This is a genomic window from Desulfovibrio sp. (genome assembly GCF_014803725.1).
Lineage (GTDB): Bacteria > Desulfobacterota > Desulfovibrionia > Desulfovibrionales > Desulfovibrionaceae > Desulfovibrio.
Genome location: NZ_JAAVBE010000038.1, coordinates 1 through 24,115 on the forward strand (window position 1 = coordinate 1; position 24,115 = coordinate 24,115).

The window sequence follows — 24,115 nt, forward strand, 5'->3', positions numbered from 1 at the left end:
ATTGCCACCCCGTGCTCCTGCAGCGTGCGGGTGAACCTTGATATGGCTTGCGTCAATCATAAGCCATTCAAAATCTGGGTCGGATACAAGAATTTCGAGTAGCCTTTCCCAAACCCCACTATCTCTCCATCGGCAAAAACGGCGATGGGTATTTTTCCAGTCCTCATAGTCAGTCGGCAAATCTCGCCATGGAGCACCTGTTCGCAGGATCCAAAAAAAACGCATTGAGAAAATTTCGATTATCACGGGCAGTAACGCCTCGGGTTCCTTCTCGACCTGGAAGGTGCGGTTCCAAAAGCTCCCAAGCCTTGTCAGATATATCGTGGCGACGATGTGCAGCTTGCATATCTGCCTCCTTTTGGTAAAAGGATAGCAGAAAGCTACATAAATTAAAATAGAAATGACGACACTATCTAGGAGGCAACAGTAAACATTTTACACGACACAAATAAATATGTGGTATCAGGCTGGATAAAATTGTGGTGAGGTATTTCTGACTCCTCAAGTTGACAGAAGAGCTTGCTCACAGATAACGTGCATGCATGGGGTTACGATTCCCGGATATATTGTGTACCGGATGAAATGGACTCAAACTGTAATCGCCACGCCGGCTGGGCCCAAGGGCGCCATCGCGCCCCTTGTCATCTCGGCGAGCCGAGCGACCGACATCCCTGCCTTCCACGCCCGATGGTTCATGGACCGGCTGCGCGCCGGCCACTGCCTGTGGCAAAACCCCTTCAATGCGCGCCAGCGGCAATATGTCTCCTTTGACCAGTGCGCGGCCATCGTTTTCTGGAGCAAGGATCCCTCTCCTCTCCTGCCGTATCTTGCCGAGATTGAAGCCCGCGGCTACGCATTTTATTTTCAGTACACGTTGAATGACTATGAGCGGGAGGGGCTGGAACCGCATGTGCCGTCACTCGACCGGCGCATCGCAACGTTTCAGGAACTTTCCGGGCGTTTCGGCAAGCATCGCGTCATTTGGCGTCATGACCCCATCCTCATTGGCAATCGCCTAAGTGTTGCCGTCATTCTTGAACGCCTGCACCGCGTAGCCGAACTGCTCGCGCCGCATACGGAAAAGCTCGTCTTCAGTTTTCTCGACATGTACAGGAAGATGGCGCTGCGGCTTGCAAAACAGGCCCCGGGATACCGGGCGCCTGATGCGGAGGAGATGAACGAGCTTGCAGAGGGCATCGCGCGGATGAATGTGGGCCTGCAAACGCCACTCCGCCTAGCCACATGTGCGGAAACGGTGGACCTGCTCCATCTCGGAATTGAGCATAACAGGTGTATCGACCCCGCGCTCCTGTTGCGGCTTTGCCCCGAAAACGCTGAACTTGCGCGCATCTGCGGCGCCACGGCGCGCAAGGAGCAGGGCAGCCTTCTGCAAGAGGTGCCGGCGGGGCTTGCGCCCGTGAAGGACCGGGGCCAGAGGGCGGCCTGCGGCTGCGCGCCCAGCAAGGATATCGGCCGCTACAATACCTGTCCGCATCTCTGCGTCTATTGCTATGCCAATGGATCGCAAGCCGAGGTCGAGCGGGGGCTGCGAGCGGCGCGGGGCGAAAGTGAAAGCCGGTAGGGGAGGAGCGCGCCGCATCGGCCGAACGCCATAACTTCCTGCCCCGGCAAAAATAGCGGCCCGGGATTGGTGCGCCAAACTGCGCGCCAGCCCCGGGCCGGAGTGTCTTTGTTGCTTTCCGCGATTAGGCCGGGCGGCGTCCTTCGAGGCGCGCGCGCAGGATGCTCACGGGATGCAGGGCCTTCTTGCCGCTGCCATGCTGGATCTGCACGCGGCAGGTGCCGCATTCGCTGGTGGCGAAGTCCGCGCCGCTTTCACGCACCACGTGGAAGAGCTCGGAACCCACCTCCTGGGCTATGTCGTACTTTTCCTTCTTGAAGCCGTAGCTGCCGGAAATGCCGCAGCAGCCGGCGTCCGCATTGCGGGCGCTCACGCCCTTGAGCCGCTGCAGCAGCTTGAGGCCCGGGAGGCCGTTGCCCTGTGCGCGCAGGTGGCAGGGGGCGTGGTAGATAAGGGAGAGGTCGCCGGGGGCCTTGTCTTCCAGCGCGAGCTCGCCGCGGTCCACGCAATCGAGGAGGAAGTCCTGCGCGTCTTCCAGCACGCCCGGCCCGTGCTTCTCCACGAGGTCGGGGAAGAATTCCGGCAGGTCCTGGCGGAAGGTGAGGGCGCAGCTCGGGCAGCCCGTGACCACCGGGATGCCCTGATCGCGCCAGCGGGCGATCTCGGCCAGGTTGCGCTTCGCCTGCCGGCGGCTGTCCTGCCAGAAGCCGTTGGCGATCATGGGCAGGCCGCAGCAGCCGAACTTCTCGGGCGTGATGACCTCATAGCCCGCGCGGTTGAAGGCCCAGATCATGTCAAGGCCGGTCTGCGGGTCATACACATCCACAAAACAGCCCGGGAAGAAGACCACCTTGCGCGGCAGCGAGGGCTGCTCCACTTTGCGCGCCATCTGGCGGAAGGTCTTGGGGGCGAAAGCGGGCAGCGGGGCGCGCTTGTCGATACCGAACATGTCGAGCACCTTGCGCGTCACCGGGTTGAGCATGCCGAAGTTCTTGAGCGCGGCCGGGATGAGCTGGAGCAGCTTGGCCTGGAGTTCGCCGTGGGCGAGCACCCAGTCGCGCATGCTGGTGCCGTGCTTCTTGCAATGCTCCGCGCGGGCAAGCATGTTGATGCTTGAAACCTGCACCCCTTGCGGGCAGGTGATGTCGCAGTTCTTGCAGTTGGAGCAATAGGTGAGGGATTCGTCCTCCGCGAGGCCCAGCAGGCGGAAACGCTCATAGGCCGGCCCGATCATGCGCGGCCCGAGATACTTGGGCGTCACCCGGGCCACCGGGCAATGCACAACGCAGGTGGTGCAGGCGATGCACTTGTCGGGACTGATGCGAACGCTCATTGCTCCCCTCCAGTGGCGGCTTCCCCGGTGTGGCGGGCCGCGCCCGCAAGTTCCGCGGCGGCGAGGCCGGCCTGCCAGCCGGTGGCAACGGCCACGCCGTAGCCGCTTTTCTCCACGGCGGGGTCATGGGCGGCCAGGGTGCGGCCGGCAAAGAAGACATTTTCCAGCGCGAGCGCGCCGTTGGCATCCAGCGGGCGCAGCTTGTCATCCACGCGCACGCCGACCTTGGAAACGGCCTGGTTGCCGAAGATCTCGGGCTCCGTCCAGTCGGCCACATCCGCGGGCAGCGCAAGGTCGAGCCCGAAAACGCGCTCGATGGCCCGCCCGGGCTCGAGCAGGACGCCGCCGCCCAGGATGCCGCCCGTGGCGAGCACATAGGCCCGCGCCTTGGTGGAATAGCTGCGGCCGGTGCTGGAAATATCGAGACTGAGGCACTTTCCCTCGGCCACACCGGCGCCGATGACATTGGCATTTTCCACCAGTTCCACGCCAAGGGCGGCGAGCTCGCGCATGAGCGCGTCGCGGATGCGCAGGCCGCCCACCCCCGGCGGGATGGAGAGCATCTCGACGACAGGGCAGCCAAGGGCCTCGCGCAGCTCGCGCGTCAGCGGGCTTCCTGCATGGCGGCCGCAAATGGGGGGCATGAGCACAAGGTCGCAGCCTTCGGCCCGCTCTTTTAGCGAGCCGATGAGCCATTCGCTGCCCCCGGGCCGCTCGGCGGCCCGGGCGAGGTCAAGGGCGTTGAGCGCCCGGTGCGCGTCGTCGAAAGGCGTGGGGATGAGGCAGGGGAAGTATTCCTTGCCGGCCCAGTCGGGATAGCGGCGCAACTGGTCGATGACGAGGGCCGGGCGGCAGTCGCGGAAGCCCATCACGCTCGCCACCAGCACGCGTTTCGCCTTCCCAAGGTCATCCGGCTCAAAGGTATCCGGCATGAGGTAGGTGGGCTTGAGCGTGCCCATGATGGTGGGAACGCGCGTATTGCAGGGCTTGCCGTCGCGGCTGGCCGGGCGCAGGACAAGCCCGTGTTTGGCCGTCGTCTCCGTGAGCGCGTCCAGCCCTGCGCGGACTTTCTCCGCCCCGAGCAGGGAATACGGATGCGCGGGCGCAAGCTCAGTCATGGCCGCCCAGGGGTCTTCCACGCTCGCCCCGTCAGGCGCGTAACCGAGCAGGTCCACGCAGCCGGTGCCAATGGCGAGGCAGCCCGTCCCCTCGCTGATGATGCGCACTTCGCGCCCCTGGCGGGCCGCAGCGAGCGCGGCCATGAGGCCCCCGAGCCCGGAGCCCACCACGATAACGTCAGTTGTTCTGCTCATGCATGGCTCCGTCAAGATTGAGGATTCCGGCATAAACGGACCGGCTGAACTCCATTTCGCGGGCCTGCTGGCCCCAGAGCACGGGCCGGAGGCCCTTCCAGCGCTCCTGGAGGAAGCGGCACATGCTGTCCGCCGGGGCGAATTCCAGCGGGATGCCGTGCTCCACGAGCGAGGCCACCGAGCGCAGGGAACAGAAGGTGCCCTGGCAGGTGCCCATGCCGAGCCGGGTGCGCAGGCGGATGTCGGTGAGCGAATGGGTGGAGGGGTCGCGGGCCACGCACTCCACTTCGGCGAGGCACACCATCTCGCACTCGCAGAGCAGCGGATTGCCGCCGCCGAAATCGGTGATATGCGTGTTCTTGGTGTTTTTTGACGCCACGGCCGCCACTTCGGCGATCTGCAGGGTCTTGGTGAGGTCGTCGCCCAGGCGGTCGGCCATGAGGTTCAGGGCGCGCACCGGGAAGAGCTTGGCCGCCCGCGCGAGCACGGCCGGGTCGGGCGCCTCGATGAGCGGTTCTTCGGCCGTGCGGCAGGGGGTCGTCACCTTGAGGCGCCGGCAGACATCGTCCGTGACGCGCTCGGCCATGAGGCGGTAGGTGGTGAGCTTGCCGCCGAAGATGGAGACCATGCCGTCGAGGCCGTCGGCCGCGTGGTCCACCACGTTGAAATTGCGGCTCGCCTTGCGGCCGGAGGCGCCGCCGGGCGTATAGAGGGGCCGCGTGCCCGCGAAGGCGCGCAGGATGCGGTATTCGTGTACCTGCGGGAAGAGTGGCTCGCCGATCTCGAGCAGGCGCGTCACCTCGGGATAGGTGGGGGTGGTGTCGTCGGGGCGGTCCGTGGGCATGGAGGTGGTGCCGAGGATGGTCACGGAGCCGTGCGGCACGAAGATGTCGCCGTCGGAGCTCGGGTGCAGCCGGTTGATGACGCGCGAGGTGAAGCGGTGGTTGAAGACGATGAGGGTGCCGCGATCCGGCGTGATGGCCGCTTCTAGCCCGGCCATGGCCGCCACTTCGCCTGACCACGAGCCCGCGGCGTTGACCACCACGCGGCAGGCGATCTCCATGAGCTCCCCGGTCATGAGGTCACGCGCGGTCACGCCGCAGACGGCGCCATTGCGCTGCTTGATCTCCTCGACCTTGTGATAGAGGTAGGCGCGGCCGCCGTAGCGCTCGGCCGACATGCGGTTGTGGAGCACCAGACGGAAGCCGTCCACGCAGGAGTCCGGCACGCGGAAGACCCGCTGGATGTCGGGCGCGAGGTTGGGCTCGAGCTTGAGGGCCTCGGCGGGCGTGATCTCCTTGACCTTGATGCCCGCGGCATCGCAGCCCTTGAGCCAGGGCTCCACAAAGTTGGGGTCATCCTTGGGGGTGAGGACGAAAAAGCCCTCCGTGACCTCCACGCATCCTTTGCCGATGCGGCGGAGGATCATGTTTTCCTCGATACACTCGTGGGCCGATTCAGGGTCATTGACGACGTAGCGGCACCCGCTGTGGAGCAGGCCGTGAAAGCGGGAGCTCGTGCCGTGGGCGATGCCGCCCTGTTCCAGCAGAATGGCTGGGACGCCGCGCATGCTCAGGTCGCGCAGCGTGCCCATGCCGGTAGCGCCGCCGCCAATGACGACAACCGTGGTCTCCAGCATGGAGCCTCCTGTGAGGTTTCACAAAATGCGCCGCGCCTGCCGCACGCCCCCGCAGGCCGGCGGCAGCCGCACATGATCAGCCATTGTCTTTGAAAAAATGTTTGCGAGTTTTGCCGGCATTCGTCAAGGGGTTTTCGCGTTCGGGCGGGCGGGGCACGCGTTGCACCCGGCGGGGGCGTGCCTTGGGCGGAGCTTGCCTCGGGAATGGCTTTTTCCTAAATTTTGGCATGGCAAAAATCCGAGAGATTTACCGCTGTACGGAATGCGGCGCCCAGAGCCCGCACTGGCGCGGCCAGTGCCCCGGCTGCCAGGCCTGGAACACCCTTGTGGCCGAAGCGCGGCCATCTCCCTCCAAGGGCGGAGCGGCCGCCCGCGGAAGCTCCGGCTCGTCAACGCGCCCGCGCGTCCTGCGCGACGTGGCCGACGGCGATCACCGGCCCTTCCCGAGCGGGCTCGACGCGCTGGACAGGGTGCTCGGCCGGGGCCTCGTGCCGGGGGCTTCCATCCTCGTGGGCGGCGAGCCCGGTATCGGCAAGTCGACCCTGTTGCTTCAGGTGGCCGGGGCCGTGGCGGCGCAGGGGCGGCCGGTGCTCTATGCGAGCGGCGAGGAATCCCTCCCGCAGATCAAGGCCCGGGGCGAGCGCCTGGGCCTGCTCGGCCCGCAGCTCCTCGCCATGGCTACTTCGCGGGTGGAGGACGTGGTGGACGCCCTTGAAAGCGCCCCGGAAGCGGAGCGCCCGGCCCTTGCTGTGGTGGATTCCGTCCAGACCCTCACGAGCCTCGAGGCCGAAGGCCTGCCCGGCAACGTGGGCCAGGTGCGCGCCGTGGCGACGACCCTGCAGGAGGCCTGCCGCCGCCTCGGCGTGGCGCTCATCCTCGTGGGGCACGTGACCAAGGACGGCGTGCTCGCCGGCCCGCGCCTGCTCGAGCATATGGTGGATACGGTCATCTCCCTCGAGGGCGACCGGCGCCAGATGTTCCGCCTTCTGCGGGTGTTCAAGAACCGCTTTGGCCCCAACGAGGAACTTCTGGTCTTCCGCATGGGCGGCGGCGGCATGGAGCTGGTGGACGATCCTTCCACCTTTTTCCTCGGCGCGCGCGACCCGGCACTCTCCGGCACGGCCGTGGTCATGGCCGTGGACGGGCAGCGCCCGCTGGCCGTGGAGGTGCAGGCGCTCGTCGCGCGCACCTTCCTCAGCATCCCGCGGCGTGCGGCGCTCGGTTTTGACGCCAACCGCCTTCACCTTTTGCTCGCCGTGCTGGAAAAGCGGCTCAAGCTCAATTTCGGCCAGGTGGATATTTACGCCAAGGTGGGCGGCGGCATGCGCCTGCAGGAGCCGGGGCTCGATCTCGCCCTCGTGGCGGCCGTGCTGTCCTCGTATTATGATGTGCCGCTGCCCGAGCGCAGCATCTTCTGGGGCGAGGTGGATCTGAATGGCCAGGTCCGGCCGGTGGCCGCGCAGGCCATCCGCGTGGCCCAGGCCAGGAGGCTGGGCTTTTCGCCCATCGTGCGCCCGCCTTCCGGGGACGACGACCGGGAGGACAAGGCGCCCGGCTGCGTGCGCACCATCGCCGAGTTGCAGCGGCGGCTCTTCAACCGTTCCTGAAAGGCGGGCACAATGGCTCTTGAGATCGAACGCAAATATCTTGGCGTGGATTTTGACGAGCTTCGGCGCGCCCTCGCCGAAGCCGGCGCGGAAGACCTGGGCGCGCATTTCGAGGCCAACGTGGTCATGGACACGCCGGACCTGAGCCTCTGGACCTCGCGGCGCCTTTTGCGCGTGCGCAGCCAGGAATGGCCCGGGCGGACGCGCCATGTGCTCACCCTGAAGCTCCCGGTGGCCAATTCCGCCAAAGGCTTCAAGGCCCGCGAGGAGCGCGAGCTCGAGGTGGAGAGCGCCGAGGTCATGCAGGGCGTGCTTGCGGCCCTGGGCTTCACCGAAAGCGCCCGTTATGAAAAAGTGCGCTCCGTCTGGCGGCTGGCAGCGCAAGAGGGGGGCGCCCTCCTCGTGGAGCTGGACGAACTTCCCTTTTGCCGCGTGGTGGAGGTGGAGGGTTCGCCGGAGGCGGTGGATGCCGTTGCGGGCCGCCTCGGCCTTGACAAACACGAAATCAGCACCAAAAGTTATCATGCGCTCCATCAGGAATGGCGGAGCGCGCAGGGCTTGCCGCCGGAACGCTCCTTCGTGTTCGGGCCCGAAGAACGGCGCCGTTTGCGGCGGCAACTGGGCCTCCCCGACGGGGCGGGCGCCTGTTCCTGAAATCCTGCGGCTCTCCGGGAGAAATCGCGCATGCCGTCCTACGCATCAGCAGGGGTGGATACCGAGCGCCCCACACGGCTTGAAAAAGAAGTGCGGGAACCCGCGCGGTACCGCGTCCTCCTGCATAACGACGATTACACGAGCATGGACTTCGTGGTGGGCATCCTGCGCAGCATCTTCCGCAGGACCCTGGAGGACGCCACGGCCATCATGCTCGACGTGCATCAGCATGGCGTCGGCCAATGCGGTGTCTATACGCGCGAAGTGGCGGAAACCAAGGTGAGCCAGGTGCACAAGGCTGCGCGCCAGGCGGGCTTTCCGCTCAGGTGCAGCCTCGAAAAGTTGTGACGGACCGCCGCAGGCGCGGCGGGTAGTGGGGGCGCTTGCCCCCGTGGAGTGTCTATGCTGAGCAAAAGCGTGCAGGAGGTCCTTCGGGACGCCGTCATGGAAGTGCAGCGCCGCGGCCACGACATGCTGACCGTGGAGCACCTTCTTTTCTCGCTGACCAAGAACACCAAGGGCCGGATCATCCTCGAGGGCAGTGGCGCGGGCGTGGGCCTGCTCCGCGAGCAGCTGGAGGGCTTTTTCCGCTCCGAGATGGAATCCGCGCCGCAGGCCGGGGACTACCGCATCGCCCAGACCGAGGGCGTGCAGCGGGTGCTCGAGCGCGCGCTCGGGCATGTGCGTTCCTCCGGGCGCGCCGCCGTGGAAATGGGCGACCTGCTCATCGCCATCATGGACGAGGAGGAGAGCTATGCCCGCTACTTTCTGCGCAAGCAGGGCGTGAACCGCCTCGACGTGCTGACCTTCATCTCGCACGGCATGGAGCGCGAGGGCGGCGAGCGCAAGTGCGAGGAGGGCGCCAAGGGCGAGAAGGACCCGCTCGCCGAGTTCACTGTTGACCTCACGGCCAAGGCCCGCGAAGGCAAGATCGACCCGCTGGTGGGGCGCGCCCAGGAACTTGACCGCGCCATCGAGATCCTTTGCCGGCGCCGCAAGAACAATCCCCTCTTCGTGGGCGAGGCGGGCGTGGGCAAGACGGCCATGGCCGAAGGCCTCGCCCTGCGCATCGCGGAGGGCAAGGTGCCCGAGCTCTTTGCAAAAACGCGCATCTTCGCCCTCAACATGGGCCTCCTCGTGGCCGGCACGCGCTACCGCGGCGATTTCGAGGCCCGCATCAAGGGCATCGTGGAAGCCTTCAAGAACATGCCCGACGCCATCCTGTTCATCGACGAGATCCACACCCTCGTGGGCGCCGGCGAGACCTCGGGCGGCTCGCTGGACGCGGCCAACATGCTGAAGCCCGCGCTCGCCAACGGCGAGATCCGCTGCATCGGCTCCACCACCTACGAGGAATACCGCAAGCATTTCGAGAAGGACCGGGCCCTCGCCCGCCGCTTCCAGCGCATCGACCTGCGCGAACCCAGCGTGGACGAATGCTTCGCCATCCTGCAAGGGCTGGAGGGCCGCTATGCCGAGCATCACGGCGTCCGCTACACGCCGTCCGTGCTCAGGGCCATGGCCGACCTTTCGGCGCGCCATGTGCGTGACCGCCTGCTGCCGGACAAGGCTATCGACGTAATGGACGAATGCGGCGCCGCCGTCCGCCTGCGCCGCGAGGCCGAAGGCGGGGACGAGAAGCGCCCGGCCGTGACCGTCGCCGATGTGGAGCGCATCGTGGCCCGCATGGCCGGCGTTCCGCCGCGCACGGTCTCGGGCAGCGAGCGCGGGCGCCTCGCCCACCTCGAGCGCAACCTCAAGCGCCGCGTCTTCGGGCAGGACGAGGCCATCGAGCTCACGGTGCGCGCCATCCTGCGCGCCCGCGCTGGCCTGAGCCGGGAGCGGCGCCCCTCGGGCTCCTTCCTCTTCTATGGGCCCACGGGCGTGGGCAAGACGGAGGTGGCCCGCAGCCTCGCCGAGATCCTGGGGGTGGAGTTCCTGCGCTTCGACATGAGCGAATACATGGAAAAGCACTCGGTCTCGCGGCTCATCGGCTCGCCTCCGGGCTATGTGGGCTATGACGAGGGCGGCCAGCTCACCGAGGCCGTGCGCAAGGCGCCGTATTCCGTCATCCTGCTGGACGAGGTGGAAAAGGCGCACCCGGACATCTTCAATGTGCTGCTCCAGGTCATGGATTATGGCACGCTCACGGACAATTCCGGCCGCAAGACGGATTTTTCCAATGCCATCATCATCATGACCTCCAATGCCGGGGCCTTCGAGATGTCCGGCTCGCCCATCGGCTTTGGCGAAGCCGCGCCCACGGATGCGGCGCGCAAGGGCCTCAAGGCCGTGGAGCGCCTCTTCGCGCCGGAATTTCGCAACCGGCTCGACGCCATGGTGCCCTTCCACAGCCTGACCCAGCCCATGATGCTCCGCATCGTGGACAAGTTCCTGGACGAGATCCGGGGCACGCTCACCGAGCGCAAAGTGGAGCTGCGCGTTTCCGAGCCGGCGCGCCAGTGGCTGGCGGAACACGGCTTTGACCCGGCCATGGGCGCGCGCCCGCTTCGCCGCCTCTTGCGCAACCAGTTGGAGGACAAGCTGGCGACGGAACTGCTCTTCGGCTTCCTGAAAAAGGGCGGGGTGGTCAAGCTCGGCCTCAAGGACGACGCGCTCACGCTGGCGCCCGGCGCGCCCGCGGGCAAGCGCCGCGAGAAAGCCGCGGCCACGGCCGCTCCGGCTGTCTAGTTCCTGACGGGAGAGGCTGCCATGTTGGCTATGTTTTCCCGGCTGGCAGCCCGCTTTCCCGACCCGGCAAACGCACCGGCCGACGCGCCCCTCTGCATGGGGGGCGACCTCGGGCCGGTGCGTTTGCTTGCGGCCTACAGCCTGGGGATCTTTCCCTGGTATGGCCCGGGGCTGCCGCTGCTCTGGTGGTCGCCCGACCCGCGTTGCGTGCTCCCGCTGGAGGACTTCCACCTGCCGAGGCGCAGCGCCCGCACCATGCGGGCCTCGCCCTTCACGCTCACGCTGGACGCGGCCTTCGGCCGGGTCATGAGCGCCTGCGCCGCCCCCCGTTCAGGCCCGGAGCCGCCGGGCACGTGGATAACGCCCGAGATGCTGACCGCGTATGAGCGGCTGCATTCGTACGGCTATGCCCATTCGGTGGAGGCGTGGCGCGACGGCAGGCTGGTGGGCGGCCTTTACGGCGTTGCCCTGGGGCGCGCCTTTTTCGGCGAGTCCATGTTCCATACGGAGCCGGAGGCCTCGCGTGCGGCGCTGGCCGGCCTCGTGGCGCTGCTCAGGCGCCGCGGCGCCACCCTGCTGGACTGCCAGCAGGCCACGCCGCACATGGAGCGCATGGGCGCGAAGCTCCTGCCGAGGAGCGAATTTTTGCGGCAGCTTTCGGCCGCGCTGGCCCCCGAAAGCGGGTGTGAGGCTCCACCGCCGGACGACGGCGAGCCGCGTTTCTGCCCCTGGGAGCCCTGGCGCGAGCGCTATGTGTTCGTGGGCTCTTGCGTTGACGCCTCGCCCGCCGTCTGGGAAGAGAGGTCATAAAAGGCGCGCGCGGCAAAGGGCAGGTCATAGCCCGGGGCCGCGTCAAAGCGGATGAAGCCGGTCTCGCCCCCCTCGGGTATCTCGCCGAGCGGCCCCACGCCCAGGGGCACGGGCAGGTCCAGCGGGCAGATGACGAGCTTTTCGATCCTGTCGGCGTAGCGCTTTTGCAGCCACGCCGCCAGGGCCTCGCTTTCCTCGGCGGTGAAGGCCTCGAGCAGGCAGGCGAGGGCGCGGTCCTCGGTGGCGCCTTCGAGCAGCGCCGCCGGCATGGCCGGGTCGGGCGGGGCCACGAGGCCCTTGCCGCGCAGGGCGGCGAGCTCCTCTTCCGTGGCGCCGTGGCGGATGATGTGCGTCTCCACATGGCGCTTGCCGCGAAAGGCCTTCAGCGTGGCGCCGAACACATAGATCCTGTCGCAAAGGGGCTTTCCCGGCGCGTCAAGGCGTAAGATTTCCATAGCGTCCCCGCGGGTTGCGGCCTTGCGGCCGAGATTCGGATGAATGGGGCACAGCCGGAGGGCTTACATGCACCTCAATGACGGTAATCTAAATATCCCGGTTTTGGAAGCGGGGGCGCCCGCGCCCTTCAAGCTGCAAACGAATTATGCCCCCATGGGCGACCAGCCGCAGGCCATCGCCGAGCTCGCCGCCAATATCCGCGCCGGCGTGCCGGCACAGGTGCTGCTCGGCGTGACCGGCTCGGGCAAGACCTTCAGCATGGCCAATGTCATTGCCGCCTGCCAGCGGCCCTCGCTGGTGCTCGCGCCCAACAAGACTCTCGCCGCGCAGCTTTACAACGAGTTCCGCGAGCTCTTCCCGCACAATGCGGTGGAATATTTCGTCAGCTATTACGACTATTACCAGCCCGAAGCCTATGTGCCGGCTTCGGACACCTATATCGAGAAAGACTCCTCCATCAACGACAATATCGACAAGCTGCGCCACGCGGCCACGCATGCCCTGCTCACCAGGCGCGATGTCATCATCGTGGCCTCGGTCTCCTGCATCTACGGCCTCGGCTCGCCGGAATATTACGCCAAGATGGTGGTGCCCGTGGAGGTGGGCCAGCACTTCCCCATGGACGAGCTCATCAGCCGCCTCGTTGAGGTGCACTACGAGCGCAACGACGTGGACTTCCACCGCGGCACCTTCCGCGTGCGCGGCGACGCGCTGGAGATCATCCCCGCTTACCACCACGAGCGGGCGCTCAGACTGGAATATTTCGGGGACGAGATCGAATCCCTGCGCGAGATCGACCCGCTCACCGGCGAGACGCTGGCCGAGATCGGCAAGACCGTGCTCTATCCCGCAAGCCACTTCGTTTCCGCGCAGGACAATCTCCACCGCGCGGCCAACGACATCCGCACGGAGCTCGCCGACCGCCTCGCGTGGTTCAAATCCCAGGGCAAGCTCGTGGAGGCGCAGCGCCTCGAGCAGCGCACCCAGCTCGACCTCGAGATGCTGGAGGAGCTTGGCTACTGCAACGGCATCGAAAACTACACGCGCCACCTTGACGGCCGCCGGCCCGGCGAGGCGCCCTCGTGCCTGCTCAACTATTTCCCCAAGGATTTCCTCCTCTTTGTGGACGAGTCGCACATCACCGTCCCCCAGGTGGGGGGCATGTTCAAGGGCGACCGTTCGCGCAAGCAGACCCTCGTGGACTACGGCTTCCGCCTGCCCTCGGCGCTGGACAACCGGCCGCTCCAGTTCAACGAGTTCACCGGGCTTTTGAACCAGGTGGTCTATGTGTCGGCCACGCCGGGCCGCTATGAGCTCGACCAGGCGCAGGGCGTGGTGGCCGAGCAGATCATCCGTCCCACGGGCCTTGTGGACCCGGAGGTGGAGGTGCGCCCGGTCAAGGGCCAGATGGAAGACCTGCTCGCCGAGTGCCGCGCCCGCGTCTCGGCCGGGGAGCGCGTGCTCGTGACCACGCTCACCAAGCGCATGGCCGAAGACCTCACGGAATACTGCTGCAACATGGGCGTCCGCGCGCGCTACCTGCATTCGGATATCGACACGCTGGAGCGCCTGCAGATCATCAAGGCCCTGCGCATGGGCGAATTCGACGTGCTCGTGGGCATCAACCTCCTGCGCGAGGGGTTGGACATCCCCGAAGTTTCGCTGGTTTGCATCCTCGATGCGGACAAGGAGGGCTTTCTGCGATCCACGGGCTCGCTCATCCAGACATTTGGCCGCGCCGCCCGCAACGCCAAGGGCAAGGTGATCCTCTATGCGGATACGGTGACGGCCTCCATGCGCGCCGCCATGGACGAGACGGAGCGCCGCAGGACCAAGCAGATCGCCTTCAACGAGGAGCACGGCATCACCCCGCGCAGCACCACGAAAAGCCTTGAATCGCCGCTGGACTCGCTGTATGTGGAGAACGAGCCCGGCAAGCCCAGAAGCCGCGGGCGCGGCAAGGCCAAGCCCGCCGAGGACGAGGTGCCGCTGACCGCCGAGGCCGTGGCCGCGCTTGTGCAGAAGCTGGAAAAGGAAATGCGCCAGGCCGCCAAGGATCTTGAATTCGAGCAGGCCGCCCAGCTGCGGGACCGCATCCGCGCCCTGCGCACCCGGCTCATCGCCCTCCCCGAGTAAAAAGGTATCCCATGACGGCAGACACCCGGCCCCCTGCGAACGAACCCCGGCAGCCCGAAAAAGCGGACGCACAGCCACCGGAACCCGTGCTCAGGCGCGCGCGCTTTCTCGCCTCCGAGCTCGCGCGGCACAATCATCTGTATCATACGCTGGACGCGCCCGAAATCAGCGATGACGCGTATGACGCGCTCTATAACGAGCTGGCGGAGCTGGAGCGCCGCTGGCCCGGGATTTCCGGCGCAGATTCGCCCACGACGAAGGTGGGCGGCAAATTGCTGGACGGCCTCGCCAAGGAGCGTCACCGCCAGCGCATGTACGGGCTCGACAATGTGTTTTCCGCCGAGGGTTGGCGCGACTTCGCCGAGCGCATGCGCCGCGCCTGGGACGAAGCACTCAACGGCCCGCTGCCGCTGGACTTCTGGTGCGACCCCAAGCTCGACGGCCTCGCCGTGGAGCTCGTCTATGAAAACGGGCGCCTCGTGCGCGCCCTGACCCGGGGCGACGGGGAGACGGGCGAGGTGGTCACCGAGGCTGTCCGCACCATGGCGAGCGTGCCGCAGGCGCTCGCGGGGGAGGGCGCGCCGCCGGCGCTGCTGGAAGTGCGCGGCGAGGCCGTCATGTTCCGCGAGGATTTTGACCGGCTCAATAAAAGGCAGGAAGCGCTCGGCCTCAAGACCTTCGCCAATCCGCGCAATGCCGCGGCGGGCAGCCTGCGCCAGCTCGACCTCTCCGTCACCGAGTCCCGGCCCCTGCGCTTCCTCGCCTACAGCCTCGGCGCGGCGGAGTGGGGCGCCAGCGCCCCGTGCCTGACGCAGAGCGAGCTCATGGCCCGTCTCACGGCCTGGGGCTTTCTCACGCCCCCCGACGGGCGCCTCTGCGCGGGCCTCGATCAGGTGGTGGACTATGCGGAATGGGTGCGCGCCCACCGCACGGATTTCCCCATGGAGATCGACGGCGCCGTGGCCAAGCTCGATTTGCTGGAGGCCCAGCGCGTGCTCGGCTTCACGGCGCGGGCTCCGCGCTTTGCCGTGGCCTTCAAGTTCCCGGCCATCCAGGCAGAGACCAGGTTGCTCGCCATCGAGATCCAGGTGGGCAGGACGGGCGCGCTCACCCCGGTGGCCATTCTGGAGCCCGTGGCCGTGGGCGGCGTGATGGTCTCCCGCGCGACACTGCACAATGAGGACGAGATACACGCCCGTGACGTGCGCGTGGGCGATACGGTCATCGTGCAGCGGGCCGGCGATGTCATCCCCGAAGTGGTGGGGCCCGTGCTCGCCAAGCGGCCGCCCGGCACGGAGCCTTTCCATTTTCCCCATGAGTGCCCCGCGTGTGGCCAGCCCGTGCACCGCGAGCCCGATGAGGCGGCGTGGCGTTGCGACAATCTCGCCTGCCCGGCGCGGCGGCTGCGCGCCATCATGCACTTTGTCTCCAAGGCCGGGCTCGACATCCAGGGCGTGGGCGAAAAATGGGTGGAGCAACTGGTACAGGCCGGCCGCGTGCAATCCCCGGCGGATCTCTTCACTCTGACCGAGGCCGACCTCCTGGGGTTTGACCGTATGGGCGAGACCCTGGCGCGAAAATTCCTCGCCGCGCTGGACACGGCGCGGACAACGGCCAGCCTTGCGCGCCTCATCTGTGCCCTCGGTATCCGCCATGTGGGCGAGCAGACCGCCCGCATGCTCGCAACGCGCTTCCGCGACCTGGACGAACTTGCGGCCGCATCCACCGACACCCTCCTGGAACTCCCCGATGTGGGGCCCGAAGTGGCGGCGTCCATCAGGTATTTTTTTGAGACCCCGGCCAACCGCATCGTGATCGAGCGCCTGCGCGAGCTCGGCCTGTGGCCCGTTTCGGCCGGGGCTTCCCTCGCGGAGGCCGCCGTGAAAAAGGAAACGCCCCTTTCCGGCAAGACCATCCTGTTCACCGGCACCATCTTTCTGCCGCGCGGCCGCGCGCAGGCGCTGGCCGAAGCCGCCGGCGCCACCCCGGTAAGCTCGGTGAGCAAGAAGCTCGACTACCTTGTGGCCGGCGAAAAGCCGGGCAGCAAGCTTGCCAAGGCCGAGTCCCTCGGCATCACCGTGCTCGACGGCGAGGGCTTCCGGCGGCTGTTGGCTGAATCCGGGGTGGAGATCCCCGCCGAAGAACTTGAAGAATAACATGAAAGAGTGAAAATTTTTTACGGAGTCCACAGAGATATGGAAGAAAAGACCCGCATTGTCATTGTCGGCGCCGCCGGCCGCATGGGCAGGACCATCCGCCGCCTTGCGGAGGAAGAAGGGGATTTCGCCATCGCGGGCCTTGTTGACAGGGAAGCAGGCCTCGCCGCCTTGCAGGAGGGTTCCATCCCGGTAGGCGGCAGCCTCGAGGCCCTTGGTGCGCAGGCTGCCGGGGCCGTTGCCATCGACTTCACCGCGCCGGACGCGAGCATGGCGACGGCGGCCATGGCCGCGTCTCTCGGCGTGCCCCTCGTCATCGGCACCACCGGCTTCAGCGAGGCGCAAAAGGCGCGCTTGCGCGAGCTCGCCCAAAAAACACCGCTCTTCTGGTCAGCCAACATGAGCGTGGGCATCAATGTGCTCATGCGGCTCTTGCCCGAGCTCGCGCGCGCCCTCGGGCCGGCCTATGACATGGAAATGGTGGAGATCCACCATGGCCGCAAGAAGGACGCCCCCAGCGGCACGGCGCTGGCACTCGGCGAAAAGCTCGCCGAAGCCCGCGGCTGGGAGCTCCCCGAGGTGCGCTGCTCGGCCCGTGACGGCATCATCGGCGCGCGCCCCCAGAAGGAGATCGGCATCCAGGCTCTCCGCGGCGGGGACGTGGTGGGCGTGCACACCGTGTATTTTCTCGGGCCCGGCGAGCGCATCGAGGTGACGCATCAGGCCCACTCGCGCGAGAATTTCGCCGGCGGCGCCCTGCGCGCGGCCCGCTGGCTCTCGGGCCGCAAGCCGGGAAAGCTCTACTCCATGGAAGATACCTTTGACCTCCCGGGCGATGGGCAGCGCTAAGCCGCGCGCCGGGGCCGGCCCCACCTTCGTGGAGCAGGTGCTGGCCTTCAATGCCGGGCTCTCTTTCGACGCGCCTCTGCCGCCGGGCATCGAGGTGATGAACCCGTTTCAGGGCAGCCCTTGCGCGCTTGCGGCCTCGGCGGCCTTTTACCGCAAGTATTATGCGGACCACCGGGAGCGGCACATCATCCTCGGCATCAATCCCGGCCGCTTTGGCGCAGGCCTCACGGGCGTGCCCTTCACGGACCCCAAGCGGCTTGCCACCGCCTGCGGCATCCATATCGCCGCCTGCGCGCCGGCGCACGAGCCGTCAAGCGTGTTCGTCTATGAGGTCATCGACGCCATGGGCGGCCCTGCGGCCTTTTACCGCGACTGGTATATCAACTCCATCTGCCCCCTGGGCTTCGTGAGCGTGGACGCCAGGGGCCGGAAGAAGAATTACAACTATTATGATGACCGGCGCCTGGAAGAGGCCGCCACGCCCTTCATGGTGGAGTGCCTGCGGCGCCAGCTTGCCTTCGGCATCCGCCGGGATGTGTGCTATTGCCTCGGCACGGGCAAGAACGCGGCCTTCATCGAGCGCCTGAATGCGGAGCACGGCTTCTTCGGGCGCGTGGTGCCGCTGGAGCATCCTCGCTACGTCATGCAGTATAAAAGCAAGGAACTCGGCGCCTATGTGCGCAAATACGTCACCCTGCTGGGCGAAGCCGCCGGAGCGGCCCCGGCGCCCTGAAGAAGGGAGGAGCAAGCAATGGATGAACTGGTCTTTCTTGGCATTTGCGGCAGCCTCAGGCGCGCCTCGCGCAACATGGGGCTTTTGCGCAAGGCGCAGGAGCTGATGCCCGCGGGCAGCCGGCTCGAGATCGCGGATATCCACGACCTGCCTTTCTACAATGAGGACATCGCCAAGCCCGGGAGCGTGCAGCGCCTTGTGGACGAGGCCGAAAAGGCCGACGGCTTTCTCTTCGCCTCGCCCGAGTACAACTATTCGCTCGCGCCGGCCCTCAAGAACGCGCTGGACTGGCTCTCGCGCGAGCCAGGCCTCAAGCCCTTCGCAGGCAAGCCCGCCGCCATCGTGGGGGCCGGCGGCGGCATGGGCACCTGCCGCAGCCAGGCGCACCTGCGCCAGGTCTGCGTCTATCTTGACCTGCACCTCATCAACAAGCCGGAATTCTTCTCCAATGCGTTCTCGCCGGCCTTTGACGCCGCAGGGGACCTCGTGGACGCGGAACTCACGAAAAAGCTGGCCGACCTCCTGCAGGCGCTGGTGGACTGGGCCCGGGTGCTGAAGAAAGGGCGGCCCTAGACCCCAGAGCTCCGCCCAGGGGAAGAGCCCATGGAAGAAGCCCGTTATCCCTCTGTCATCCTCGATGACACCGAGTATGAAGACGAGGCCATCCTCCCGCAGCGCCGGCCGGAGGCCGCGGAGCTGCCGCCGCTGCTCGCCCGCGCGCGGGCGCTCGCGGAAGGGGACTTCCCGGCATCGCGGCAGGAGATCTTCCTCAGGCAGGGGCGCCTGCTCGCCGACTATGCGGACGACTACCCCTATACGGGCGACCCTGTCCGCTACTATCCCACCTACCAGTCGCTCACGGATGAAGAGCTGCGCGGCTATTTCACCTGGCGCGCCAAGGTGCGCGCGCGGCAGGTGGAATACGCGCCCCTGACCTTCATTTTTCTCTACATTTATGAACTCATCAACTGCATTGGCGTTGAAAGCGCGGAAGAAGCCTATGAGCAGCTTCTCTTCGTAAAGCGCAGCTATTCCACCTTCGGTTGGGCCGTCAGCGCGTATCTTGACAGGTGGATCCCGGATTTTGTCGTTTACTATGATCTTGACCCCGCGCTGCTCGCGGATTCCTCCGAAAAAGGGTATAACCAGTGCATCCATGTCCTGGAGAACATGGAGCGGGAGCCGCGCGAGAGAGTGCTCGACGCGGTAAAGCAGATCGCGCCCAAATGGATCGGCCGCTCCCGCTTTTATGCCGCGCATTTTGAAGACATGGACGAGGTGATATATACGGTTTTGAAAGGCATGGCCGCGCATTATGCGGCAGGCTGCAAGCGCGGCCTTGTGGACCAGCTCTTCGGCGCGCGGCTGCCCGGGCATATGCACATCTTCAGCCAGGCCATCTTTTGCAATCCCCTCGGGCGGAAAAATTACCAATATACCGTTGACGGCATGTGCGTCTACAGTTGCGAGAACGGCATCTGGACCTCGAAATGGCGCCCTGTTACGTCCCGTTCCGGCCGCAAGCTGGAGGCCCTGCTCAAGACCATCGACCATGTGATGCGCGAGGAATACGCCTTCGGGCACCCTATCAGGGGCGATATTTCCCTCCGCTGGATACTGAAGCTCATCACCGAGACCACGCGCGCCCTGCTTGCGAAAAAGGCGGAGGCGGAAAAGAACCGCATCCGCATAGATTTCAGCCTGTTGAACAAGATCCGCTCCGACGCGGACATCATCCGCGAAAAACTGGTCACGGAGGATGACCTTGAGCCGGACGCGCCCGCCATGGCTCCCCCGCCGGAAGCCGCGGCCACGGCGTCCCCAGCCGCGGGCCTTGCCCAGCTCAGCGGGCCCGAGGCGCGCTTCCTCGCCTGCCAGCTTCAGGGGGGCGACACCGGCTGGCTCAGGGAGGAGGGCCTGATGCCCTCGGTGCTCGCCGACGCCATCAATGAAAAGCTCTATGACCTTTTTGGCGACACGCTGCTGGACGCGGATGGCCGCCCCGTGGCCGACTATGTTGACGACCTGAAGGAGATGCTTTCCTTATGACCATACCCCGGCGTATCGCCCAGACCCTTGTCAATTCGCTGAAAGGCGGCGTGGTGCCCCGCGTGGGCCTGCCCTATGTGACGGTGGGCCGCAAGGAGGAGATCGAGGCCCTCTTGCGCGATGTGGACATCATCGCCGAGGGCGGCGCCGCCTTCCGCTTCATTTGCGGCAAATACGGTAGCGGCAAGAGCTTTTTGCTCCAGACCATCCGCAACCATGTGCTCGCCAAAAATTTCGTGGTGCTGGACGCCGACCTCTCGCCGGAGCGGCGCCTTCAGGGCACGCGCGGGCAGGGGCTCGCCACCTACAAGGAGCTCATTGCCAACATGTCCACCAGGACGCGGCCCGAGGGCGGCGCGCTCTCGCTGGTGCTCGACCGCTGGATAAATAATGTCCAGCAGGAAGCGGCCATGGAGGCCGGCCTCAGCGTCACCGACCCCGCCGTCGGGCCGCTGGTGGAAAAGAAGATCGCGTCCATCATGGCCTCGCTCAATGAAATGGTGCACGGTTTTGACTTCGCGCGGCTCCTCACCCTCTATTATCAGGCCCATATCAGTGGTGACGAGGTGACCAAGGCCCGGGTGCTGAAGTGGTTTCGCGGCGAATACGCCACCAAGACCGAGGCGCGACAGGACCTTGGCGTGAACATCATCATCACCGATGATGACTGGTACGATTATCTGAAGCTTTTTGCCTCCTTCCTCAGGCAGGCCGGATATGCGGGCATGCTGGTGCTCATCGACGAGCTCGTCAATATCTTCAAGGTGCCCAATGCCATCACGCGCCAATACAACTATGAAAAGGTCCTGACCATGTACAATGACACCATGCAGGGCCGCGCGTCCCATATGGGAATTATTCTGTGCACCACGCCGCAGGCGCTGGAAGACCCCCGCCGGGGCGTCTACAGTTACGAGGCCCTGCGTTCCCGGCTCGCCGAGGGGCGCTTTGGGGGCAGCCACAAGGATCTGCTCTCCCCGGTCATCCGCCTGCAGGCGCTGACGCAGGAAGAAATGCTCGTCCTTGTGGAAAAGCTCGCCGACATCCATGCCGAACTCTACAGCTACACGCGGAGCATCAGCCAGGAAGACCTCGTGACGTTTATCGAGATCGAATACAGCCGCATCGGCGCCGACGAGCACATCACGCCGCGCGAGATCATTCGCGACTTTATAGAGGTGCTGGACATCCTCTACCAGAACCCCAAGACCGACGTGCGGGAACTTTTGGGCAGCGACGCCTTCACCTTTGCCAAAAACGCCGTGGAAGAAGCCCCGACGGCAGAGCAGTTTGCCGAATTTGAGGTGTAGGAGGCCGCGCGATGGGGATTTTTGAGCGCTATGCGCCGTTCGTGCAGGACTACATCTACAGGAACCGCTGGGAGAACCTGCGCGCCATCCAGGTGGCCTCGGCCAATGCCATTTTCAATACTGACGACAATGTGCTGCTTTCGGCCTCCACGGCCTCCGGCAAGACGGAAGCCGCGTTTTTCCCCATCATCACGCTGTTTGCCGAAAATCCGCCCACTTCCGTGGGCTGCCTCTATATCGGCCCGCTCAAGGCGCTGATAAACGACCAGTTCATGCGCCTGACCGACTTGTGCGACCAGGCCGGCATCCCGGTGTGGCACTGGCACGGTGATGTGGCCCAGACGCACAAAAGCCGGCTGATGAAGCGCCCCTCGGGCATCCTCCAGATCACGCCGGAATCCCTTGAAGCGCTCCTCCTGCATAAGCATGCCGCCATCCCGAAACTTTTTGGCGACCTGCGCTTCGTGGTCATCGACGAGATCCATTCCCTGCTGCGGGGCGACCGCGGGGGCCAAACTCTCTGTCTTATCGAAAGGCTGGGACGCCTTGCCGGCGTCAACCCGCGGCGCATCGGCCTTTCCGCCACCATCGGCGAACCGGCGCGAACAGGCGAGCTTTTGTCGTCCGGCACCGGGCGGCGCACCATCATCCCGAAAATCGACGCCAAGGGCGTGAAGTGGCGCCTGAGCATGGAACATTTTTACATGAAGGAGGAGGATTCCGAGAGCGAAGCCGCCGACATCGACGCCCTGCCCGTGCTGGAGGAAAAGACGGACACGGCCCCGGCCAATGCGGACCCGGGCCTGGGCTATATTTTCGAGCATACCGCCGGGAAAAAGTGCCTCGTGTTCTCCAACTCGCGGGAGGAATGCGAGGCCGTCACCTCCACCCTGCGCCAGTATTGCGAGCTTCGGAACGAGCCGGACCGTTTCCTCATCCATCACGGCAATCTTTCGTCATCCTACCGGGAGACCGCCGAAGAGGTGATGAAGGACGACGCCCAGTGCATGACCACTGTCACCACGTCCACGCTGGAGCTCGGTATCGACATCGGGCGCCTGGAACGGGCCTTCCAGATCGACGCCCCGTGGACGGTCTCCTCCTTCCTGCAGCGCATGGGGCGCACCGGGCGGCGCGAGCTGCCGCCGGAAATGTGGTTCGTCATGCGCGAGGACGAGCCGGACGCCCGCGCCCTGTTGCCCGCGACCATCCCCTGGAAATTGCTGCAGGGCATTGCCATCGTCCAGCTCTACATGGAAGAGCGCTGGGTGGAGCCGCCCAGGCTCGACAGGCTCCCCTACAGCCTGCTTTATCACCAGACCATGGCGACGCTGGCCTCCACCGGCGAAATGGCGCCCAGGAACCTGGCGGAAAAGGTGCTTTCGCTGAGTTATTTTCACCGCGTGAGCCAGGACGACTACAAAGTGCTGCTCAAGCACCTGCTGAAACATGAGCACCTGCAAAAAACCGAGCAGGGCGGCCTCATCATCGGCCTCAACGGCGAGAAGATCATCAATTCCTACAAGTTTTACGGGGTATTCAAGGAAAATGAGGAATACACCGTGCGCTGCGAAACGCAGGAGCTGGGCACCATCGTCTCGCCGCCGCCCATCGGCGAAAAGATCGCCATCGCCGGCCATGTGTGGACAGTGCTCGACGTGGACCACAAGCGGCACCTCGTGTATTGCGAGCAGGTGAAGGGCAAGATCCCCGCGTATTTCGGCCTCTGCGCCGGCGACCTCCACACCCGCATCGTGCAGCGCATGCGCGGGGTGCTCCAGGAGGACAGGAGCTATCCCTATTTGATGAAAAACGCGGTGAAACGGCTCGAAACCGCGCGCATCGCGGCCCGCAACGGGGGCATGGACGTGAACCCGCTGGTGAACCTCGGGGGCAACATGTGGTGCCTCACGCCGTGGATCGGCACCTATCCCTTCATCACGCTGGAGCGCATCCTGCGCCTCAAGTGCGCCGAGAGCCTGGGCCTGAGGAATCTGGACACGGCCCGGCCCTTTTATATGCAGTTCAACATGGATGCCGATGAGGAAGGCTTTTTTGAAATCCTGCGGGCGGAACTCGCCAAGGACATCGAACCGCTGGAGCTCATCTATCCCAACGAATTGCCGCTGTTTCACAAATATGATGAATACCTGCCGCCGGAACTGGTGTGCAAGGGCTTCGCCCACGGCGTGCTCGATGTGGAGGAAGTGCGCAACACAGTCGCCCGATGGGGTTGAACCCTTCCCTGAAACGACCGGCGGCATCGGTTTCGGCCAGAAAGCCGCCCTAACCAACATTGGGATAGCATCTGTGCAACTGCCTGCGAAAACGGCCCCTTCCGATGGCTGCATGCGTGTCTTTACTCTCACCTGCCCGGCGGGCAAGCGCGAGGTCGTCCTGGGATTTCTCCGGCAGAACGGGTGCCAGGTGGAAGAGAGGGACAGCATCCCAGCCGAGGAGGTTTTCCCGGCCGTGACTCCCGGCACTGTCATCCGGGGCCTGCGCTCCCGGGATTCGCTGACCCAGGAGGCCCTTGCGAAGCTCACGGGCATCCCGCGGCGCCACATCTCCGAGATGGAAAACGGCAAACGGCCCATCGGCAAACAGAACGCCCGCAAACTTGCCGCGGCCTTCAATACCGACGCACGCATGTTCCTGTCTGCGTAAAGGCGCGAAGGGGAGAGGGGTTGCTGTTAACAATTGAGGGATTTCGCCCTAGGCAAGGGCCTGTGCGCAAGTTTTAGAAGAGACGGGCACGCACACTCCTACGGTGAAAGAGGGGGCGCGTCCCGGTTCA

19 protein-coding genes and 1 pseudogene are annotated in these 24,115 nt (G+C 65.4%); 15 read left to right on the plus strand and 5 right to left on the minus strand.

Annotation, left to right across the window (positions count from 1 at the left end; genetic code table 11):
• A pseudogene (locus tag HDR50_RS12065) lies at positions 1-346 on the minus strand (IS5 family transposase); the annotation flags it as partial.
• Positions 347-577: 231 nt separating this feature from the next.
• On the opposite strand from HDR50_RS12065, the gene HDR50_RS12070 reads away from it, so the two are divergent.
• Positions 578-1,582 (plus strand): DUF1848 domain-containing protein, encoded by a 1,005-nt coding sequence (locus tag HDR50_RS12070; protein ID WP_291358512.1) that lies wholly within the window; start codon positions 578-580, stop codon positions 1,580-1,582.
• A gap of 124 nt (positions 1,583-1,706) precedes the next feature.
• On the opposite strand, the gene HDR50_RS12075 is transcribed toward HDR50_RS12070, so the two are convergent.
• The 3 genes from HDR50_RS12075 to glpA are packed head-to-tail and all read right to left on the minus strand — an operon-like array spanning position 1,707 to position 5,867.
• Complete coding sequence (locus HDR50_RS12075) at positions 1,707-2,915, minus strand: anaerobic glycerol-3-phosphate dehydrogenase subunit C (protein ID WP_291358514.1); 1,209 nt, start codon at positions 2,913-2,915, stop codon at positions 1,707-1,709.
• The gene (gene glpB, locus HDR50_RS12080) at positions 2,912-4,228 is read right to left on the minus strand and encodes an anaerobic glycerol-3-phosphate dehydrogenase subunit GlpB (RefSeq protein WP_291358515.1); all 1,317 of its coding nucleotides are present in this window, start codon (positions 4,226-4,228) and stop codon (positions 2,912-2,914) included. The genes HDR50_RS12075 and glpB overlap by 4 nt, the downstream gene beginning before the upstream one ends.
• Positions 4,212-5,867 carry an anaerobic glycerol-3-phosphate dehydrogenase subunit GlpA gene (gene glpA, locus HDR50_RS12085; protein ID WP_291358516.1) on the minus strand — a complete coding sequence of 552 codons (1,656 nt, stop codon included), beginning with the start codon at positions 5,865-5,867 and terminating at the stop codon, positions 4,212-4,214. Before glpA ends, glpB begins: the two co-directional genes overlap by 17 nt.
• A 227-nt stretch (positions 5,868-6,094) precedes the next feature.
• Between glpA and radA the strand changes: the two genes are divergently transcribed.
• Genes radA through aat form a run of 5 tightly spaced genes read left to right on the plus strand, consistent with a single transcriptional unit; the run spans position 6,095 to position 11,629 of the window.
• On the plus strand, positions 6,095-7,474 hold the full coding sequence (gene radA / locus HDR50_RS12090) for a DNA repair protein RadA (protein ID WP_291358517.1): 1,380 nt from the start codon (positions 6,095-6,097) through the stop codon (positions 7,472-7,474).
• A gap of 12 nt (positions 7,475-7,486) precedes the next feature.
• On the plus strand, positions 7,487-8,128 hold the full coding sequence (locus HDR50_RS12095) for a class IV adenylate cyclase (RefSeq protein WP_291358518.1): 642 nt from the start codon (positions 7,487-7,489) through the stop codon (positions 8,126-8,128).
• A gap of 30 nt (positions 8,129-8,158) precedes the next feature.
• Positions 8,159-8,476: an ATP-dependent Clp protease adapter ClpS gene (gene clpS, locus HDR50_RS12100; protein ID WP_165076855.1), complete on the plus strand. Its 318-nt coding sequence runs from the start codon at positions 8,159-8,161 to the stop codon at positions 8,474-8,476.
• 54 nt (positions 8,477-8,530) lie between these two features.
• Entirely contained in the window at positions 8,531-10,819 is a 2,289-nt protein-coding gene (clpA, locus tag HDR50_RS12105) for an ATP-dependent Clp protease ATP-binding subunit ClpA (RefSeq protein WP_291358521.1), read from the plus strand.
• 30 nt (positions 10,820-10,849) lie between these two features.
• Positions 10,850-11,629: a leucyl/phenylalanyl-tRNA--protein transferase gene (gene aat, locus HDR50_RS12110; RefSeq protein ID WP_291358581.1), complete on the plus strand. Its 780-nt coding sequence runs from the start codon at positions 10,850-10,852 to the stop codon at positions 11,627-11,629.
• Here aat and HDR50_RS12115 read toward each other — a convergent pair.
• Complete coding sequence (locus tag HDR50_RS12115) at positions 11,569-12,084, minus strand: hypothetical protein (protein WP_291358523.1); 516 nt, start codon at positions 12,082-12,084, stop codon at positions 11,569-11,571. The two genes, aat and HDR50_RS12115, sit on opposite strands and share 61 nt — an antisense overlap.
• Before the next feature lie 67 nt (positions 12,085-12,151).
• Here HDR50_RS12115 and uvrB point away from each other — a divergent pair, with 67 nt between their 5' ends.
• The 9 genes from uvrB (at position 12,152) to HDR50_RS12160 (ending at position 23,985) form a co-directional block, all read left to right on the plus strand.
• On the plus strand, positions 12,152-14,221 hold the full coding sequence (uvrB, locus tag HDR50_RS12120; protein ID WP_291358525.1) for an excinuclease ABC subunit UvrB: 2,070 nt from the start codon (positions 12,152-12,154) through the stop codon (positions 14,219-14,221).
• An 11-nt stretch (positions 14,222-14,232) separates the two neighbouring features.
• Positions 14,233-16,377 carry an NAD-dependent DNA ligase LigA gene (ligA, locus tag HDR50_RS12125; RefSeq protein WP_291358527.1) on the plus strand — a complete coding sequence of 715 codons (2,145 nt, stop codon included), beginning with the start codon at positions 14,233-14,235 and terminating at the stop codon, positions 16,375-16,377.
• 39 nt (positions 16,378-16,416) lie between these two features.
• A complete protein-coding gene (dapB, locus tag HDR50_RS12130) occupies positions 16,417-17,226 on the plus strand; it encodes a 4-hydroxy-tetrahydrodipicolinate reductase (RefSeq protein ID WP_291358528.1) in 810 nt (269 codons plus the stop codon).
• Positions 17,198-17,959 carry a uracil-DNA glycosylase family protein gene (locus HDR50_RS12135; protein ID WP_291358529.1) on the plus strand — a complete coding sequence of 254 codons (762 nt, stop codon included), beginning with the start codon at positions 17,198-17,200 and terminating at the stop codon, positions 17,957-17,959. Before dapB ends, HDR50_RS12135 begins: the two co-directional genes overlap by 29 nt.
• Before the next feature lie 18 nt (positions 17,960-17,977).
• Complete coding sequence (locus HDR50_RS12140) at positions 17,978-18,532, plus strand: NADPH-dependent FMN reductase (protein ID WP_291358530.1); 555 nt, start codon at positions 17,978-17,980, stop codon at positions 18,530-18,532.
• Positions 18,533-18,562: 30 nt separating this feature from the next.
• Positions 18,563-20,008 carry a TerB N-terminal domain-containing protein gene (locus tag HDR50_RS12145; RefSeq protein WP_291358532.1) on the plus strand — a complete coding sequence of 482 codons (1,446 nt, stop codon included), beginning with the start codon at positions 18,563-18,565 and terminating at the stop codon, positions 20,006-20,008.
• The gene (locus HDR50_RS12150; protein WP_291358534.1) at positions 20,005-21,318 is read left to right on the plus strand and encodes an ATP-binding protein; all 1,314 of its coding nucleotides are present in this window, start codon (positions 20,005-20,007) and stop codon (positions 21,316-21,318) included. Before HDR50_RS12145 ends, HDR50_RS12150 begins: the two co-directional genes overlap by 4 nt.
• An 11-nt stretch (positions 21,319-21,329) precedes the next feature.
• Entirely contained in the window at positions 21,330-23,555 is a 2,226-nt protein-coding gene (locus tag HDR50_RS12155; protein ID WP_291358535.1) for a DEAD/DEAH box helicase, read from the plus strand.
• 112 nt (positions 23,556-23,667) lie between these two features.
• Positions 23,668-23,985: a helix-turn-helix transcriptional regulator gene (locus HDR50_RS12160; protein ID WP_291358537.1), complete on the plus strand. Its 318-nt coding sequence runs from the start codon at positions 23,668-23,670 to the stop codon at positions 23,983-23,985.
• The last annotated feature ends 130 nt before the right edge of the window (positions 23,986-24,115 follow it).